The organism is Rhizobium sp. AC27/96, assembly GCF_001692325.1.
Classification (GTDB): Bacteria; Pseudomonadota; Alphaproteobacteria; order Rhizobiales; family Rhizobiaceae; genus Rhizobium.
The window spans coordinates 261,569-277,083 of record NZ_LXKN01000032.1 but is presented as its reverse complement, the minus strand read 5'-3'; the positions used below and the strand labels follow the sequence as shown (position 1 = coordinate 277,083).

Below are 15,515 nucleotides of genomic sequence, written 5' to 3'. Positions count from 1 at the left end.
ACAGGCGCGGATCTACTCACGATTTATCGGCTTGGATGTTTTGGAGACCTTTCGAAGGAAAGGGCCGCGTCACAATGATTGTGAATCTTGGCTGAAGTAACGAAATCGTTAAATGGCTAACGGTGCGTTAAACCCACCCTCGGAGGGTGGTTATTTGCATAATTAATTGCGCTAAAATGATAAGGCTGCGCTTTTCTGATACTAAATATTCTCGGGTGAGAGGTGACGACGGCTGACGCGCGTCGATGATGGTGGGACGCCATAAAGGGCGCGATAGCGGGCCGCGAAATATCCCATATGGCTGAAACCCCAGCGTGCGGCTATGTCGGATATATTCTCGTCAAGATCGCCGTGAAGCAGTTCGTGATGGACCTGCTGAAGCCGCAGCCGCTGAACGTAATTCAGAGGCTTCATGCCAACATTCTGCTGAAAGGACAGCTGCAGGCTACGCACGCTCTGTCCGGCATTCCGCGCTATATCCAGCACCGTAAACTCGTCGCCCAGATGGTTTTGGATCCAGTCCAGCGCCCGCTTCAAGCTGCGCGGGCGGGCCGTCTGGATAACCGTTTTCTGCGTCGCGCGTGGCCATAGTTGCATGAAGGCCGTGATCAGGGCTTCCTGAAAAAGGGATGCGCCCAAGGGGGAAGCGGCAAAGGGATGGTCCCCCGGCTCCAGCAGCAAGGCTGTCATACGGTGGATGGTGCGCACGCCTTTTGCTGAGATATCGGCGGCCGCGTCGAGACGCCTGAAAAATGACTCGGGATCATCATTTCCAACGTCGATCAATGGCAGGCAAAGAATGCGGGGTATGGCAACCGCGATCTTGCGGGCGCCTCTGGAGGCCCTGAGCCTTGTACGGCTGGAAGATTGCAGCATGAAGGTTGTTCCCGCCGCCGCCTTGACCTCCTCTTCCTCCGTTTCGATGTGAAAGACACCGCTCTCGACGAAGTGCAATTCGATGCGGTCGGAAGGCTGAAACAGGTAGTTGATTTCATAACCCGTTTCCGAAGACGTCTTCCAGGCAACCATGTCCCGGATTGTCGACAGCGTGACTTCGATATGGAAATGCTGGCTCTCCGGTGCGCGATCCAGTTCGACGGAGAGGTCAGCAGCCGTCAGCCTTTCCTGTAGCTCCACAGGGTCGCGGGACGACCATCCAAATTTGTCGACGGCAATGTTCATCTTTGTTAAATCAACTTTTGCGCGCTATTGTGTAAATAAAATTACAGGTGGAGTGCCGTTCGGCAGGCAGCATTGATGCGCCCGGTGTCAGCTATAGAATGCCGGTCTTGCCCAGAGCTTTAGCCGGCAATGCACCGAAAGCAGTCTTTTCCGAATAGGTTTTCTTTCGGCTTCGATATTAACTCCATCTTTCTTAGTTCGCCTTAGTTTCCCCGATAAGGTCTTAGGTGGGGTCCAAATAGTATGGCGTATGCAGCGACGAGCCGAAAATTTGCAACTTCTGCGGATAGCTTTGTCGACCGCCTGGAAAGCGCCCGATTGCAGATCGAGCAGCGTTTCCTGGATGGCGGCGCGGTTCTGATCACGGTGACGGAAGCCCTGGCCAAGTTGGTCGGTCTGCTCGAGCACATCGGCAATTCGCTAAAGGAAGAAAATGCCGCGGAAGCCACCGGTCGTCTGCTTCAGACGGTTGAGCTGCTGCATGAATTGCCGCCCGCCGAAGTGCGCCGTCAGGATTGCGTCGCATCCATCGGTCGAACCGGCCGGCTCCTCGCGGAGCATGTCCTCTCGATGGAGGAAACCCTGCGTTACCTGAGGACCTTCGCCGCGACCGCAAAAATCGCCGGCGCGAGAATTCCGGATTTCTCCAGCTTCGCCAGCGAGATCGTCGAGCGTATCGAATTCGCCTCCAAGGAGGTTCGGGCCCTGTCGCTGCAGATCCGCTCGCTGGAGGCGCAGATCGAATCCGCCGCCGCCAGCGAAGACAGCTCGCTGGGACAATATCTTGATGGCATTCCATCCATTGCCAAACGCCTCATGTCGAACGCCGAGGAAATTCAGGTCCAGCGCCGCAACCTGTCCGAACTGGCCGACAGCGTTTCCGGCCTTGCGCGGAAAATCCAGAACAAGGTCGCCCACACGCTCTCCGCCATGCAGATCGGCGACATCACGCGGCAACGGGTCGAGCATTGCCAGGCCGTTCACTCGATCACGGACGCCTATCTCGCCTCGGAAGCCTCGGGCCTTTCTGCTGCGGATCGGCAGCGTCTTCTTGAACTGGCCATGACGCTCAATTTCGAATTGCTCAATGAGACGACCAAAGGCTTTGATCGGGAGACGGTCAAGATCGTTGAAAATATTCGCAGCTTCAGCGGCGACATTCGAACCCTGCTCGATCTCTACCAGACCATGATGGCGCAGAGCGGAGACGACGGCAGAAGCCCGATCAATGCGCTGCGTGGCGATCTTTCCGCAGCCCGGGGCGTGGTCGATCGCATCGATGCCGCGGCAACAGGCGCAAACCGGTTGAGCGAAAAGACGTCGGAGATGGTCAAGGAACTGACCACCAGCATCCTCACCATCCAGCTCGTGCGCCGCGATATTCAATACATGGCTCTCAACACCAATCTGCGCTGCGGCAAGCTTGGCGAGGAAGGGCGTGCCATCAACGTTGTCGCCGGCGAACTGCGTTCCTTCGCATCGCTGCTTGACGAGGATGCGGAGAAGATCCTGACCGGGCTGGGCACGCTCGAGACCCAGGCGACCGGTTTGAAAGACTGGCGGCAGGCCACGGAGCGGGAAGAGACATCCGGCCCTGGAGCACATATCGACGCGGCACTGCTGCATATCACTGAGGCTGGGGCCTCCATGGACACGAATGTCAGGGAGCTTCGTCGCTGCGGCGAGGACATGACATCGCAGGTCGCCGAAATCGTCAACAGCCTGGATTTCCGGGCCGGAATTGGCGAAACACTGGCCTCCTGCGCGCAGGAGGCCGGCCAGGCGCGTCGCGCGGTCAAGGATCTTAAAGGGCTGGAAACGCCCTTGACGGGCCTTTCCGAGCGCATCTTCAAGATCTACACCATGGCTGCCGAACGTGAGATACATGCGAGCGTTTTCGGCGTGGTAGCTCCAGTCGCGGAAAGCGCATCAGCTTTGGCAAATGACGACGAGTTGTTCGCGGACGCTCTCTTCTAGCAGCGGACCAGCTCATAGCCCCGTCATCGGCGGATCTTATCTGCGCACCTCTTTGTAAGCTGCCGCTTCCCGCTTCCGGCACTGCTCATGATAGGCTGACGTTGTCCTGACACTCCCTTGACAATTCCCGTGCAGACGGTTCGGCACAACCATAGTTGCCGGGCTTTTGCATGAATCAGAACACGTCGATCGCTGTCGCGCCAGAAGGCGCAATCTCCAGCATTCCGCTTCGCGGCACGGCGCCGCCAATTATCGGTGAGCCGCAGCAATCCCGATATTTCCTGTTGTGGAGACTATTGACGTTCGGCCTGCGGGTGCGTTGGAAGCGTGCGCTTCTGCTTTGGCTTCGCTTTGCCGCCAATCCGCTCCTGACCATTCGATGGTGGCGCTTCATCGCGGCGTTTACAGCCGCGCGGGGATTTCCTCCTCCGCATGATGAATTGCTGCAGAAGCCATTGTCGAAGTTTCTTGTCTTCGGCATGGGCAGTTCGAAACGGCTTACGCTTCTGATGGACCATTTCTGGATTGCCGAACGGATCCTGTCGCGCGAGAGCATGATAAGCCTTTGGCGTGGCGAATGGCTGGAGATGGGTACGGTCCCCGGCCGCAGCGAAACATATGCATGTTTCATTGCGCTTGCTGACCGCAGCGGCGGGCGTCATGAGGGTGCATTTGCTATCAAGCTGCTGCGCCTGCGGGACCAGGCCGTTCTTTGTACGGCGCGGTTCATGTTTCTCCGGGAGGGCACGGAAGGTCGCTACACATTCGTCGTCGGCAGCATGCAGGGTCCGCGCAATGCGAAGCAGCAGATTGTCGAGGTGACACGCGATCTGTCAGGCCTGCGTCCGAAAGAGGCGATGCTGATCGTGCTGCAGGGGCTGACCATCGAGGGCGGTGCGCCACACTTCCTCGCCGTCTCGCAGGACAGGCATCCGATCCACTATCGCCGTGGAAGCCGGCGCTCCATGATGGTGTCGAATGTCGATGCCTTCTGGGCAGAACGCTCCGGTCAACCGGAAGGCACTTACGGCTTTACTGTTCCGCATTCCAAAATCTACGGAGCCGATAAACGCAGCCGTAGCAAGTTGTGGTTCTACAATATCGGCGAACTCTTCCATTAGGGGATGAGCGGGCCTCGGCATCAAAGGCTGGATGAGCGCTAGGCGCTCTTCTTCGTCAGATGGATCGTGACCATCGCTCCGCCTTCCGGCCGGTTGGCGAATTCGAGGCGCCCGCCATGGGCAACGACGATCGCCTGCACCACGGAGAGACCCAGCCCGGTGCCGCCTGTCGCACGGGAGCGGGAGGGGTCGCCGCGCCAGAACGTGTTGACGGCGACGGCATCCATGCCCTCCGGAAATCCGGGACCACGATCGAGAATGCGGATGACGATGCTTTCGTCGGGCAATTGCCTTGTCTCACATCGCAGCCACCCGCCGTCTGCAGCGTAACGGCAGGCATTTTCAAGCAGCGCCAGAACGGCCTGGCGTATCCGCGGAGAATCCGCCGATGTCCAGGCAGGTTGCAGGTCGGTCTCCACCTGAAGCCTGCTCGCATCCAGCATCGGCTTGGCGGAAGCAAGGACACCCTCGACGAGCTGAGATACGTCGATCCGCTGGCGCTCCATGACGAGCTTCTGGCCGATGGCCAGCGACAGGGTGCGCAGATCCTCGACGATCCGACCCAGGCCTTCGACCTGAAGAAGGAGATCGGATATGATCTTGCGGTCCATCGGAAAGATACCGTCAATCATGCTCTGCAACGATCCCTGCAGGATCGTCAGTGGCGTCCGCAGCTCGTGGGCAACCGCCATGTTGTTGAAGCGCAACCTCTTTTCCATGGTCTCAAGGCCTGTCGCAAGCGCATTGAAGGTCTCGACAAGGCTCGAAACCTCGCGTGTGCTGTGATGAGATGCGGCCACGCGGACCGAGAAGTCACCGGATTTGAGGCCCTCGGCGGCAGAGGTGAGGTCGGCAAGGGGACGCACGAGCCGACGCGCCAGATATATGCCGATCAGCGCGCAGAATAGGGCCGAAAGCAAACCGCAGATCAGGACCGACATCAGAACCTTGAAATCCGTCGGCTCAGCCAGTGTATTGAGATGATCGAACAGGATCTTGAGGGAATCGCCGTCAGGAACCTTGTTCTCGCCCAGCATCTTGTAGGCGGCCGCGGCCCGGGGCGGCAGACCGTCGGTGATCGTCTTTTCCAGATAGTTGGCATACCAGTTGACCCCCAAATATGTCAGGCCAACGCTCAGAAGCAGCATGATGGCTGTGACGATGGCAGTGAGGGTGGCAAGCGGCAGACAGGGAAATCTCTGTTTCTTCATCTCGGATCCGAAAAACGATAGCCAATGCCGCGCACGGCAGGGAAAAAGCCCTGCTGCCCCATATCCTCGAACTTGCGCCTGAGATTGGAGATATGCGTATCGACGGTGCGCACCAGGGCATCGCTTTCCGGCAGGCAGGCATCGAGAATATCGGCTCGGGCGAAAGCCTGGGTCGGATGCCGGATCATATAGGCAAGAATCCGGAATTCGCTGAGTGTCAGGGATAGCGGGATGCGGGACCCGTCCCTGTTGACGAAAACGGTGTAGCTGCTGAAATCCACTTCCATGTCGCCGAAGCGGCGAACTGTCTCGGCACGGTTTCCCTGTGTCCGACGCAGAACCGCCCTGACACGGGCGACGACTTCCTGCGGGTTGAAGGGTTTGACGACATAGTCATCGGCACCGAGCCTCAGGCCGCTCAGCCGGTCGATGTCATCGGCAATGGCGGTGACCATGATGACCGGTGTCGAGCCGGCCTGGCGCAATCGGCCGAGCACCCCGAAGCCATCCAGCTTCGGCAGGCGCACGTCGAGGAGCACGATATCCGGTTTCAGGAGAGCATGATGCTGAAGCGCGGTTTCGCCATCGGCGGCACGCACGGTTCGAAAGCCATCCCGCTTCAGATAGCCTTCCAGTATCTGCGCGATTGCCGGTTCATCCTCCACGATGAGAACGAGACTGTTGTCCACCTTAGCGCCCTGTGTTTCTTTTGTTTTCGGCTTTGCCGCTGAATTCGCACTATCGCGAACAAAACCGACTTCCGCAATTTCCAAACAGCTTTCCGACGGTCCAGAGGCCGATTCTGAACACGGCCTTGATCCGATCTTCGCCATTTCTTGACAATCGGGTTTCACCTTGCCGCCATTCCAGCCTCGGGAGATACGGCATGTGGAAATTTGCATTGCATCCTTGGAGTTCTACCTCCAGTGGGTCGCGCCTGCGTCAGTCTGAGCCATACGCAAATACCGATGGAGGTCTCGCCGTCATTGGCATGTTGATCGTGTGGACCAGCTTCATCTTCGTGGTCTTCCCCATGCTCGATCTCGCGGTGACACGCCTGTTTGCCCATGGGCGGGTGTTCTGGCTGATGGAGAACCCCTTTCTGAAGGCAGTAAGGGACATAAGCCGCCAGAGCCAGATCTATCTCCTTCCCGGCATGGCGCTGCTCATCGCGCTGCGTGCCTTCCTGCCGGGGCGACTTCGCATTTGCCCTCCGCACAAACCCCTGTTCGTGCTGCTGAGCTTTGCCGCCGGGCCGCTGGTCATCGTGCAGATATTGAAAATGATCATCGGGCGGGTTCGCCCTCGCGAGCTTGTGGAATTCGGCGGCACGGCGGACTTCACGCCGGTATGGCAGTTTTCCGCTGCATGCACACGCAATTGCTCCTTCCCTTCGGGTGAGGCCGCTGCCGCTGCGGCTGCTCTTTCGCTGCTTGTTTTCGTGCCCGCCAAACAAAGGTGGATCGCCGCGGCGATACTGACGCCCTGCCTTCTGTTCGTTGCGTTCAACCGCGTCATTTTCGGCGCCCACTTCCTGTCGGATGTGATGCTTGGCTGGCTGCTGACAATGTTTGCCATGACCTGGATCTGGCGGTGGGTGGATGCCAATGCGAGAGCGATCGATCGCTTCTTCACGCGCCTGGTGGTGAGGTGAGCCTGATCGACATGCGGGAGGCGTGTGTTCGCCCGCGCATGACGTCTACCCGTCATCACTGACCTTTAAGCTAGCCGTAGAACCCGCAGATTGTGTCCGCCAGGACACAGGGCGACACCAACCGAGCGGATATTACAGGCCTTAATACAACGTTTGTTCACCTTTTCTTCGTTTAGGAGTTACCTATTTATCGCTGGCTCAGCCGTCTAATAGGACCGAGGTTCGGTGCGGGCTGACATGCAAGGGCTTGGGGTCGGGTCTTTCGGGTGAGAGTGACGGGATGGTGTTGGTAGATTGGGCGCTGGGCGGTTTCGCCGACATTGAACGTCGATGTATGGGGCGCACGCGCAAGTGCCAATACGAGCCATGGATCGTGCTTGCCATGGAAGGTTTCGAGCGGGAAATGCTGGCTTTTTACCGGCGCTCGCAGTTCAAGATCATTCACAAGACCGCCGCCTGAGCGCGAAGGTCAGGCATATATCTATCATCACTAAATGATGTCCGCTGGCGGCCTTGCCGCGTTCAGGCGCTATGCTAGTCTTCCGGTAGATTTCCCGTGCGGAGAATTTCCAGATGATTGCGGTGCGCGAACCGATCCTGCATCCCGTTCCGATCGATGAACTGAGACCCACGCAGATCACTGTCGGCATGCGAGAGGTCAGAGCCAAGCGAAAGGCCTGGCGCACCAAGGCCGAGGCGGACGGCAACAAGGCCGGTGAATTCCTTGGAAATCACATGATACCCGCCGTGCGCGGTCCACGCGGCCGGTATTATGTCATCGATCACCACCACCTTTCTCTCGCGCTCCTTGAGGAGGGTGTGAAGGATGTGCTGGTGACGACCGTCGCGGATCTCTCCCGGCTTGATCGTGATTCCTTCTGGTTCGTGATGGATTGCCACGACTGGATGCATCCCTTCGACGCGGAAGGAAAACGGCGTGGCTATGAGGACATTCCGAAAAGCATCAAAGGGTTGGTCGACGATCCCTATCGTTCTCTGGCCGGCGAATTGCGGCACGTGGGCGGCTATGCCAAGGATACGACGCCGTTCAGCGAATTTCTCTGGGCGGATTTCTTGCGCCGCCGTGTGAAGCCGAAAGATCTCGAACGGGATTTCGATGCATCGCTGACAAAAGCGCTCAAGCTTGCCAAAAGCAAGGATGCCGATTACCTGCCCGGCTGGTGCGGCATGGTGCCCGAATAATCTTTTGTCTGCTCCGCGTTCTGGCCAGAACGCGGAGGCAATTTGGCGATCTCGTAAATCCCGACAGGCTGACGCTCGGTTAGCCGAGCCACATGGACAGTTCGATGTCCTCGGCGAAAGGTGTCGAAGTGTAGCCGTTCTCGGGCGAGCGCACCCGTGCGAGATATTCCGGGCAGAAGTCTGCATTATCAGCAATGATCAGCGCACCCGGCCTGAGACGGCTTTCCACCAGGCTCAAGACTTCCGGATAAAGTGCCTTGGCGCCATCGAGCAGCAGCAGGTCTATGGCCTCGGGAAGGTCGGTGCTCAGCGTTCGCAGTGCGTCCCCTTCGCGGATTTCCACCAGATCGATGAGGCCGCCGGCCGTCAGATTGTTGCGTGCCCGCACTACCTTGGAGGGCTCGAACTCAGTGGTGATCAAGCGGCCGTCGCCATTATCCCGCAGCGCGGCCGCGAGGTAGAGGGTCGAGATGCCGAAAGAGGTTCCGAATTCGACGATCGTCCGGGCTCGGGTGCTGCGCGCCAGCATGTAGAGCAATGCGCCGGTCTCCCGCGAAATGGCGAGCGGAATATCCTTCATGTGGGCGTAGAAATCGAGGTAGTCGGTCTTGCTCCGCACAAGGCGCGCGCGCTCCTCGGAGGAAAGCCCGGTCCAGTAGGCGGCAGCCGAAGGCGTTGTTGCGGGTGATGCTGCGTCGGCTTCCTCGAACAGGCGATCGAGCAATGATGCAAGCGGCGCAGTCGTCAGGGTGGTCATGAATATCTCCATTTTCAAAAGGCTTTTGGTTCGGAGGAAAAATACGAATAAACCATCGCGTTTTCTATTCGCGTTGCCGGGGAGCGCCACGGGAGGTCCGTCATTCCTTTGAAATATATGGAAAAATCAGGTGCAGTGAGCTGCCGTACGACGCTCGTCCCTCCGGATTTTGAGGAAAGAGTTCGCATTTCGAATGGGGTATACATCTAGCGCGCAGGATCAGATGGCAGCGCAAGCAGGCTTCGCTGAGAGTGATGTAGGTGGTCAGAGTGAGAATAGAACCATCATCTTCTCATGCCACGCCGGCCGGCCGAAAAACTATGACGTCGCTCTCATGCTCGATGTGCGCGGACGGGCCATTTTCATTTGCGGCATCGAGAATTGGTCGAGGGAAGGCCTTGCAGACGGAACGGTATGATGTGTTTAGGCGTTTCACCGCAACTTGGGGGCACACGGCCAATAGGCGCTAATCGGGTAGCCTTGTCGCCATATGGATTGCCGCGACAAGGCACTCCTTCCTATCAAGGCACCCAACGCACGTGATCAAACCGGCGGGAATGAAAAATGGAGAAATGGCTCCTCCTATACAATTGCCAAACATACGGTGTCGGCAATTCGATGCAGCTGCTTAATCCCGACATTACGATCGATGCCGTCGACAATCACCTATTCATGCACAATGTCGACAAGTTCGTGGAAGCGGTGCCGACCTACTCCAGGATGATCATACATCCATACTTCCAACGCCTGGATTTCGACTTCTCGCTCGCGCAAAACCTGACTCTTCTTCCGTCCATCAGTTTTGACGCCTATCACCCTGATCTCTGCTACGCTCATTCAGGCGCCGAGGTCGATGGTCCGATGAGTGTGTACCACTCCACGATCGTATTGGCTGCCTATCACATCGGACTTTCCATCGAAGCAACGCGCAAGCTGTTTCGTAGAGACGTTTTCGAGAAATGTGGTTTCTTCGATAGATGGGAGGCGAGCCGCTCGCGTTTACTGAGAGATTTTTCCGAGGTTGGCCTGGATATCTCCTCGGCTTTTCGGAGATGGTCGCGCACTGAATCCTTCATGTATTCCCTGAACCATCCCAAAGTCCAATGCCTCTACGATTTAGCGCGCATGTTCATGCAACATCTCGGCGTCGAAACCCGGGAGGGTCGGGTGCTGCCGCCCGACAACCTTGTGAACGGCCCCTGTTATCCGATTTACCCTGAAATCGGCGAAGCTCTGGGCGTCAATGGTTCCTACCTTTTCAAGGTAGCGGGTGAATATCGGCTGATATCGCTGGAGAAATTCATAGAGTTGAGTTTCGCGACTTACGCAAGCCACCCTGCAGGTTCCATTGTTGCGGCCCCCCAATTTCGGAAGAGTTACGACAAGGTCAAGGCGGCCATAGTCGAAGCGGCCGTCGCCGCATAGCCAGCCGAATCAAGCGGCAGCTGACACGCGTCTCCGGCGTGGCCGGGGATCGAAGCTGCTGTCACTGCTTTCAACTCTCCTATGATTTCGATCCCGACAACTCGGGGCCTTCCTGGATGATTGACAGGCAGGATAGTTGCTCTCAGCCGTAATGATCGGCCTCCTCGTCGCTTCGCGCCTAGCTGCATGCTTGCGTTGCGCTTGAAATGCGACTAATTCGTCAGTTTTATCATTCCTATTGTCCGTTATCGACATGACCGATCGACCAAGAGCCCAGATTTCCTCTCGAAAGCTGCCGAAGCAGGCTCGCTCGACGGAGCTCGTTGCCACGATTTTGCAGGCGGCGGCTCAGGTTTTGGCGAAGGAGGGGGCGCAACGTTTCACCACGGCGCGTGTAGCGGAGAAGGCCGGTGTCAGCGTCGGCTCGGTCTATCAATATTTCCCCAACAAGTCGGCAATCCTCTTCCGGCTCCAGAGCGATGAATGGCGACAGACGACCGATTTGCTGCGCGATATCCTTGAGGATAAGGGGAGGCCGCCGCTCGACCGGCTGCGTGCACTCGTTCATTCCTTCATCCGTTCCGAATGCGACGAGGCGGCGATTCGGGTCGCGTTGAGTGACACCGCTCCACTCTACCGCGATGCGCCGGAGGCTCATGAGGCGAGAGCATCGGGTGACGTTACTGTCCTGCGCTTCATGCAGGAGGCATTGCCTGACGTCTCCGAGGAGGCCCGTGCTCTGGCGGCGGATTTGATCACGACGACGCTTGCAACGGTCGGAAAGCAATTCTCGGAGACGCCGCGAACTCCGGCCGAGATCGACGCCTATGCGGATGCGATGGCGGATATGTTTTGCGCCTATCTCGAAAGTCTCAAACGCGAATAGGGCAATGTTCGCAGCATGGCCCTTCGTTGCGGCGACAGCGGTCATGTTGACACCCGCTCGGCAAGTGACTATGGGAAAGGCCAGCCAGTCATTCTGGCCGTAAGCGTTTGACGTCAAGCAACGCACTCAACGACCCTCGTCGGTCGGAGTGCGTTTTTTTGTGCCTCCGCCGATCGAGGAAAGCCTGGAGATCATCATGGCTTTCCAATCGATACGTGATCCGGCGCACGGCCGCCTGCTGCTGCTGAGTGCCATTCTCTTCACGTCCTATCTTTGTGTCGGCATGTCGCTTCCGATCGTGCCGATCTATGTCACCGGGAAACTTGGGCTCGGCAATGGCTGGGCCGGGCTCGGGGTCGGCATCGCCTTTCTTGCGACCATCGTGACGCGAGGCTATGCCGGCAGCCTGTCGGACCAGCACGGCGCCAAGGTCGCGGTGGTGCGCGGGCTGGCCTTTTATGCCGCAGGAGGGCTGACCTCACTGGGCGCCGGCCTGCTGATCCCAACGCCGTGGACATCCTATCTGCTTCTCATTGCCGGCCGGCTGCTTCTGGGGCTGGGCGAAAGCCTGGTTGCCGTCGGGGTCATTGCCTGGGGGATAGGCTTCGTCGGGCCTGCGCGCTCGGGCAAGGTGCTGGCCCTGGTCGGCGCGGCCATCTACGGCGCCCTTGCCGTTGGCGCTCCGCTTGGGCTGGCATTGCTTGAGCGGTTCGGATTTGCCGGCTCCATGGCGATCGGCGCCGTCCTGCCATGCCTCGGGCTATTGGCGATCTGGCGACTTCCAGGCGTTGCCGCCCATCCCGGCGCAGAACGCCCGCCATTCTGGAGCGTGGTCGGCAAGATCTGGCTGCACGGGTCGATCGTATGCCTTCAGGGCATAGGCTTCGCCGCGATCGGGGCCTTCTTCACGCTCTACTTTATCGATCGTGGCTGGAGCTATGCCGGGCTGGGGCTGACTGCCTTCGGCTGCGGTTTCGTTCTGGTGCGTTTGCTCTTCGGCCATCTGCCGGATCGCATCGGCGGGCTGCCGGTCGCGGCCGGGTCGCTTGTTGTCGAGATCGTGGGGCAATTCCTGATCTGGAACGCGACAGATCCAATGCTTGCCCTGGTCGGTGCGTTTTTGACAGGTCTCGGATGCTCGCTGGTCTATCCGTCCATGGGGCGTGAGGTCGTGCGTCTTGTCGAGCCAAATCTGCGCGGCACGGCTCTGGGCGGCTTCTCGGCCTTCCAGGATCTTGCCTATGGCCTGACTGGCCCCCTGGTGGGATTGCTGGCCGACCGGGCCGGATATGACAGCGTCTTCCTGATCGGCACGGTTGCCGCATCGGTCGGCCTGCTGATCGCCCTCTCCCTGCTGCGAGCGCGGGCAACGGCGTTCAGTTGAGCGAAAGCATGGTCCCCGCCGCCTGGCCGGGGACCATCCGGTTCACCTCATGCTGATACTGGCTTTACGCTGATAGTGACCTCGGCTGGCCAGGTTACGTAATAATATTTGCCGTTGAGATTGCCGAAGAAGGCATTTTGCCCGGTCGGCTTGTCGACGTAGCTTCCGTCGCCCGTCCGTGTAAAGCTTCCCTTGTCGCTTCGCTTCAGATGGTCCTTCAGAAACTCGTTCCAGTTATCGGTTGCGATCTTTTCCGGCTTGGCGGCCTTGCTGGTCTTGTCATCCGGATTCCAGGCATCGATCTCGACGCCCTTGGTCGGATCGGACACGGACAGGGTACCGTTCTTGAGGGCAGTCAGCATCGCCTGTGCCTGTTTGCCGTTGACGGGATCGTTGACAGAGGCCTTCAGCTTCGCGGTGAGGGCCTTCATGAAATCGCTTGATGTGACGTCGTTGGTCGCCTTCGGAGCGGTCTGCGGCGTCGTGGTCTTCGTCGTGCCATTGTGCCTCTGCAGTCCCTCTAGAAGAGTATTGAGCTTGCTGTTGGAATGGACCGAACTGGAAGAGCCGCCTGCGAGCAGGCTCGTCGATCTCGTTGCTTGCGATGTGTCGTCGTCAACGGCGTTCCCAACGCGCAACGTCCGCAAAGCGAGCTGCGTGTTGTAAAGCCGCAGCGAATTGATGTTGTTCACCATGCCGATATCTCCTGATCTGCGCCAACGGCACGGCGGTGCTCGTTTGACGTAGGCCCCCAAATCCCGAGAGGACGCATGCGTCACCCCGTTGCAAGCCATATCTTCCCTGGCTTGCACGAAGCTAGATTGCAGACCCTGCGTTGTATCGGGAGGATGGATCGGCGGTGAGATGCCGGTGTATGTCTGGAGGGCTCTTATGTAGAGGCTCAGCCTGCCCAGGTGGCAGCCGTATCCTGCACGAAATGGCCTGATGATACTTCCTGATAGCTGCGTTTCGGCGGCACATAGTCGTGGGGCCGGATCGCGCTTTTGATTTCTTCGCGCTGGGCTTGCGGCTGCATACCGCGCCGCGTGGGATCGGGGATCGGCACGGCCGAAATCAGTCGGCGGGTATAGGGATGCTGCGGATTGTCGAAAATGGCGGCGCGCGGGCCGATCTCGACGATCTCGCCCAGATACATCACGGCGACGCGATGGCTCATGCGTTCGACGACAGCCATGTCATGCGAGATGAAGAGATAGGCCAGACCGTGTTTGTCCTGCAGGTCGAGCAGCAGGTTCGAGACCTGCGCCTTGACGGAAACGTCGAGGGCGGAAACAGCCTCGTCGGCGATGATGAATCTCGGATTGAGGGCCAGCGCCCGGGCGATGGAGATGCGCTGCCGTTGGCCGCCGGAAAATTCATGCGGATAGCGGCTGGCAACGGCGGCCGACAGGCCGACCTGATCGAGCAGTTCGGCGACACGATCCCTCGCTTCTCGCCGGCCCATGAGCTTGTGCGACAGCATGGGCTCGATGATGGCGGCGCCGACCGTCATGCGGGGATTGAGTGAGGCGAAAGGATCCTGGAAAATGATCTGCGCCATGCGGCGCATGGTCCGCAGTTCTTTGGCTCCCGCCTTGGTCACGTCCTTGCCGTCGATGGCAACGGAGCCGGCCGTCGCCTCGATGAGGCGCATGATCGTGCGCCCGGTCGTGGACTTGCCGCAGCCGGATTCGCCGACGAGCGAGAGCGTTTCGCCCGGGCGAAGATCGAAGGAGACGTCTTCGACGGCGTGAACGCGGCCGTTCGGCAGATCGAAGCGGACAGCGAGATTGTCGACTTTGAGGATTGGCGCGATGCTCTGCGCCACCGGCTTCATCTCGCGGCCTTCCGTGGCCTCGCCGGTCTTGGCGTCGACCTCCGGAAAGCGCCGGGGAGCTTCAGTCTCGCCCATGGTGCCGAGGCGCGGGATAGAGGCCAGAAGCGACTTCGTGTAGATTTCCTTCGGTGCCGCAAAAATATCCGTCGTGATACCGGTCTCGACCATGTCGCCGCGGAACATGACGACTGTGCGGTCGGCCACTTCCGCCACCACGCCCATGTCATGGGTGATGAATAGGACGGCCATATTCTCTTCGCGCTGCAGCTCGCGGATGAGGTGGAGGATTTCGGCCTGGATGGTGACGTCGAGCGCCGTAGTCGGCTCGTCAGCGATCAGGAGTTTTGGGCGGCAGGCGAGCGCCATGGCGATCATGACGCGCTGGCGCATGCCGCCGGAGAATTTATGCGGATATTCGTTGAGCCGCGACTTTGCCGCAGGAATGCGCACGCGCTCCATCAGCCTCAGGGCCTCGGCCTCCGCCGCCTTCCAGGAGAGGTTCTGGTGCAGCACCAGCGCCTCGGCGATCTGGTTGCCTATCGTGAAGACCGGATTGAGCGAAGTCATCGGCTCCTGGAAGATCATGCCGATGGAACCGCCGCGAACCGAACGCATTTCCGCTTCCGAAACGGTGAGGAGATCCCTGCCCGAAAGCAGGATCTTGCCCTCGCAGCGCGCCTTGCCCGGAGGCAGCAGGCGCATGGTCGACAGCGCCGTCACGCTCTTGCCCGAGCCCGACTCACCGACGATGGCGACGGTTTCTCCGGCTGAGACCTGCAGATTGATGTTGCGGATGACCGCGCGCCAGCCTTCGGCCGTCTTGAACGAGGTCGTCAGATTTTCGATCGAGAGAACCGGTTGGATCGTGTCAGCCATGA

14 protein-coding genes are annotated in these 15,515 nt (G+C 59.0%); 8 read left to right on the top strand and 6 right to left on the bottom strand.

Features of this window, described 5'->3' with window-relative positions; genetic code table 11:
• Positions 1 to 201 precede the first annotated feature (201 nt).
• A complete protein-coding gene (locus A6U86_RS22945; RefSeq protein WP_068395549.1) occupies positions 202 to 1,182 on the bottom strand; it encodes an AraC family transcriptional regulator in 981 nt (326 codons plus the stop codon).
• Between the two features lie 318 nt (positions 1,183 to 1,500).
• Between A6U86_RS22945 and A6U86_RS22940 the strand changes: the two genes are divergently transcribed.
• Entirely contained in the window at positions 1,501 to 3,159 is a 1,659-nt protein-coding gene (locus A6U86_RS22940) for a hypothetical protein (protein ID WP_141683788.1), read from the top strand.
• A gap of 170 nt (positions 3,160 to 3,329) precedes the next feature.
• Positions 3,330 to 4,280 carry a DUF535 family protein gene (locus tag A6U86_RS22935; RefSeq protein WP_068395545.1) on the top strand — a complete coding sequence of 317 codons (951 nt, stop codon included), beginning with the start codon at positions 3,330 to 3,332 and terminating at the stop codon, positions 4,278 to 4,280.
• 38 nt (positions 4,281 to 4,318) lie between these two features.
• Here the strand turns inward: A6U86_RS22935 and A6U86_RS22930 are convergent, their stop codons facing one another.
• Together A6U86_RS22930 and A6U86_RS22925 are read right to left on the bottom strand one after the other, a co-directional pair.
• Positions 4,319 to 5,491 (bottom strand): ATP-binding protein, encoded by a 1,173-nt coding sequence (locus tag A6U86_RS22930; RefSeq protein WP_068395543.1) that lies wholly within the window; start codon positions 5,489 to 5,491, stop codon positions 4,319 to 4,321.
• Positions 5,488 to 6,180 carry a response regulator gene (locus A6U86_RS22925; protein ID WP_068396075.1) on the bottom strand — a complete coding sequence of 231 codons (693 nt, stop codon included), beginning with the start codon at positions 6,178 to 6,180 and terminating at the stop codon, positions 5,488 to 5,490. The genes A6U86_RS22930 and A6U86_RS22925 overlap by 4 nt, the downstream gene beginning before the upstream one ends.
• Positions 6,181 to 6,377: 197 nt before the next feature.
• Between A6U86_RS22925 and A6U86_RS22920 the strand changes: the two genes are divergently transcribed.
• From A6U86_RS22920 to A6U86_RS22915, 3 genes are all read left to right on the top strand, one after another.
• Complete coding sequence (locus tag A6U86_RS22920; protein WP_068395541.1) at positions 6,378 to 7,145, top strand: phosphatase PAP2 family protein; 768 nt, start codon at positions 6,378 to 6,380, stop codon at positions 7,143 to 7,145.
• Positions 7,146 to 7,425: 280 nt separating this feature from the next.
• A complete protein-coding gene (locus tag A6U86_RS35285; protein WP_141683787.1) occupies positions 7,426 to 7,605 on the top strand; it encodes a hypothetical protein in 180 nt (59 codons plus the stop codon).
• A gap of 113 nt (positions 7,606 to 7,718) precedes the next feature.
• Positions 7,719 to 8,348: a ParB-like protein gene (locus tag A6U86_RS22915; RefSeq protein ID WP_068395539.1), complete on the top strand. Its 630-nt coding sequence runs from the start codon at positions 7,719 to 7,721 to the stop codon at positions 8,346 to 8,348.
• A 79-nt stretch (positions 8,349 to 8,427) separates the two neighbouring features.
• Here the strand turns inward: A6U86_RS22915 and A6U86_RS22910 are convergent, their stop codons facing one another.
• Entirely contained in the window at positions 8,428 to 9,105 is a 678-nt protein-coding gene (locus A6U86_RS22910) for an O-methyltransferase (protein ID WP_068396072.1), read from the bottom strand.
• A gap of 564 nt (positions 9,106 to 9,669) precedes the next feature.
• On the opposite strand from A6U86_RS22910, the gene A6U86_RS22900 reads away from it, so the two are divergent.
• The 3 genes from A6U86_RS22900 to A6U86_RS22890 all read left to right on the top strand — a co-directional run bounded on the left by A6U86_RS22900 (position 9,670) and on the right by A6U86_RS22890 (position 12,800).
• Positions 9,670 to 10,530 carry a WcbI family polysaccharide biosynthesis putative acetyltransferase gene (locus A6U86_RS22900; RefSeq protein WP_068395535.1) on the top strand — a complete coding sequence of 287 codons (861 nt, stop codon included), beginning with the start codon at positions 9,670 to 9,672 and terminating at the stop codon, positions 10,528 to 10,530.
• Between the two features lie 253 nt (positions 10,531 to 10,783).
• Positions 10,784 to 11,416: a TetR family transcriptional regulator gene (locus A6U86_RS22895; RefSeq protein ID WP_068396069.1), complete on the top strand. Its 633-nt coding sequence runs from the start codon at positions 10,784 to 10,786 to the stop codon at positions 11,414 to 11,416.
• Between the two features lie 196 nt (positions 11,417 to 11,612).
• Complete coding sequence (locus A6U86_RS22890; protein ID WP_068396066.1) at positions 11,613 to 12,800, top strand: arabinose transporter; 1,188 nt, start codon at positions 11,613 to 11,615, stop codon at positions 12,798 to 12,800.
• Positions 12,801 to 12,847: 47 nt separating this feature from the next.
• Here A6U86_RS22890 and A6U86_RS22885 read toward each other — a convergent pair whose 3' ends face one another.
• Positions 12,848 to 13,495, bottom strand: a complete 648-nt coding sequence (locus A6U86_RS22885; RefSeq protein ID WP_068395533.1) for a hypothetical protein — start codon at positions 13,493 to 13,495, stop codon at positions 12,848 to 12,850.
• A gap of 206 nt (positions 13,496 to 13,701) precedes the next feature.
• Positions 13,702 to 15,513, bottom strand: coding sequence for an ABC transporter ATP-binding protein (locus tag A6U86_RS22880; protein WP_068395531.1), 1,812 nt, complete (start codon positions 15,511 to 15,513; stop codon positions 13,702 to 13,704).
• Between the last annotated feature and the right edge of the window lie 2 nt (positions 15,514 to 15,515).